Here is a 2371-nt window from a genome sequence, read left to right on the forward strand (position 1 = left end):
GACATGAGCGGGGGCGGGCTTTGGCCGGCCTCGCGCGCGGAGCCTCCGCCCGCGCTGCCCCCGCTGCCTACCACTTGCGGAGCGCGCGGAGGCGCATATGGTGACAATACCGCCATGGTTTCCGCCGGTCCTCCGTTGGGCGCTGGCACACGACCTCACGCCGCCACAGCGGGCGCTTGTGTCTTCAAGCGACCTTTCCAGCTTTTGGGAATCGCTGGCGGACCACATGCCGACGATGGTTGCGGACGGCTGGTCCGAGCCAGATGCTGCGGGCACATTGGTTGGAAGCGTTCTTGTGCCGATCGGCATGGGCTATGACGCTAACGGTAGTCTGGCGAAACTTGTTCGCGGCGGCGTATCCATGGAGCGCCGCGAGAAGGCGGCTACGCTGGCGGCTGAACTTGCCGAGTTGCTTGACCAGATCAAGGGGGAGCCGCTTCCGCCCGATGCGGTGGTTAGCGTTCAAGCGTTGCTGCCGCGCAGGCTGATAGCACGTGATGCGCCCTCTTACTTTCTGTGTGAACCAACCGCCGAGCTACTGCGGCGACTGGCCGGCGCGCTGTCGGTTCCCCCGGACTACTCAACATCGCCCGGCCTAGCCTCGCAAAAGACCACTTGGCGCGGGTTCATTCGCGAGGTTCAAGATAACCTGCGTGATCATGACTTCACTCTGCGTGAAATACACGCGGTTGCCCTGGTGCAAACAATCTGCGCGCACGCTGGAGTAGCGGCACCGCCAAGCCGCGACGCTGTGCGCGATGCGCTGCGGATGGGAGGATTATCGGCGTAACGCGGGCGCTAAATCACCCGCTGAACCGTGTTGATGCGGCGGCTAAGTCTCCTGCGAGACGCCCGGGCATTCCGGGCTGTCCTGCGAAGGAGAAGCCTCCGATGCGATCTACTGCCTATGCAGCCCCGAACGGGCGCCAGAATATCCGGGGTGGCTTTACCATCCCCGCCGCGTGTGAATGGTCCGGGCTGAGCCGTTCCGGTCTCTATCGCTTCGCTGGCGAGGGGCGGCTGATCTTCCGCAAGGCGGGCCGCACCACCATCGTTGACGGGGCTAGTCTAGCGGCGCTGGTGGAGAGCCTGCCGGCCGCGCAGATCAGCCCGGCGAAGGCCGCCTGAAATGAAAAGCCCCACGCCCGGCAACAAGGCCGGGGCGCGGGGCGAGGCATCGGCTTGGCGGCTCGATACCTCGCCTCTTAGCGCCATCCACTTCCCAACGCCACATCATACAACGCGCCCGGCTGGCGCGTTGCGGGATATCCTGACAGCCGCCGCCGAAGCCCGGCGATGCGGCGACCATGGTGCAGCCAATGCCGCAGAACTGGCCGCTTTGCTTCATTGGCGCCTGCTGCTGACCGCTCCCCCGGTAAAGGGGGTGGCGTGAATGTCGGTGAACGCTTCGCGTGGATTCGCGCCGTGATCGCAGCGCAGCCCCGCCCTAGCCTGGCAGAAGCCGCCGTCGCGGTGGTGCTGGCTGAACACTACAACGCGGAACGGGGCGCCGCGTGGCCCGCTCAAAAGACGATGGCCGAACTGTTGGGCCGAAGCCGCCGCACCATTCGTGAGGCGCTTGCCAGCCTGGAAGGACGTGGGCTTATCGCGCTGGTGCGGCACGGCGGGCCGCAGCAAAGCGCAGCCTATGCGCTGGTGATGCCATCAGCGGGCGCCCCGTCCCGCCATCAGCGGGCGGACCGTCCCGCCATCAGCGGGCGCCCCGTCCCGCCATCAGCGGGCGGACCGTCCCGCCCCGAACAGTATTCCCGCAACGACAGTGTAGGGAACACGTATCCCGCCGCTAACGCGCGCTCCCCTTACGGGTCGCGCGCTAGCGGCGGCACGAAGAACTCGAACCGGAGGCAGCGCAAGACGGCGCTGATTACCCTTTGAGGGGCGTGGTCAAGATGGTGAAGGCCGCACCCGCCAATTCGCCCACCTTTGCAGCCTGCCGCGTGGAGCATTGGGACGACGAAAAGAACCAGCCCGATCCGTTGGAGGCAGAAGACTACGAAGACTGCGACGTGAAGGAGGCTGCTGATCGGTTCCTTTGCGACTACGGCGCTTGGCGGAAAATACAGGCCGATCCTGCCGAGGCTCAGGCACGGCGGGCATACGCCGAGAAAGGCGCGGCGCACCTCGTCGCCATCTATCCGAATGTCCGCATCAGCGCCGAGAACTACGCCGCCGCCGTTGGCGAAGACCTGGCCGAATACTCCGCCGATATCGTCAAGATGGTAGTGGAACGCACGCGGCGGACCTCTAAGACCCTGCCGACCATCGCCGTATTGCGGGACATGGCCGCCAACGAAGCAGAACGGCGCGACAAGCAAGCCGCTGTGTATCGGCGCGTGACCGAAGACCACGC

At 65.7% G+C, this 2371-nt stretch carries 4 protein-coding genes; all 4 read left to right on the forward strand.

All coding sequences use genetic code 11. The features are described 5' to 3' along the window. Nucleotides 1-178: 178 nt before the first annotated feature. Nucleotides 179-790: a hypothetical protein gene (locus ACLD7X_RS16320; protein ID WP_411424738.1), complete on the forward strand. Its 612-nt coding sequence runs from the start codon at nucleotides 179-181 to the stop codon at nucleotides 788-790. Nucleotides 791-891: 101 nt separating this feature from the next. Continuing rightward, on the forward strand, nucleotides 892-1128 hold the full coding sequence (locus tag ACLD7X_RS16325; RefSeq protein WP_411424739.1) for a hypothetical protein: 237 nt from the start codon (nucleotides 892-894) through the stop codon (nucleotides 1126-1128). 219 nt (nucleotides 1129-1347) lie between these two features. Next, nucleotides 1348-1896 (forward strand): helix-turn-helix domain-containing protein, encoded by a 549-nt coding sequence (locus ACLD7X_RS16330; protein ID WP_425625387.1) that lies wholly within the window; start codon nucleotides 1348-1350, stop codon nucleotides 1894-1896. Between the two features lie 5 nt (nucleotides 1897-1901). Next, the coding region (locus ACLD7X_RS16335) for a hypothetical protein (protein ID WP_425625389.1) at nucleotides 1902-2371 on the forward strand (470 nt) is incomplete at its 3' end.

Source organism: Aphanothece microscopica RSMan92, from assembly GCF_046613545.2.
In the GTDB taxonomy this organism is placed as follows: Bacteria; Cyanobacteriota; Cyanobacteriia; order PCC-6307; family Cyanobiaceae; genus NIES-981.

Bases quoted from the DNA above. Each gene is read 5' to 3' on its own strand.
- ACLD7X_RS16325 (WP_411424739.1), top strand. From the start codon at position 892: ATGCGATCTACTGCCTATGCAGCCCCGAACGGGCGCCAGAATATCCGG.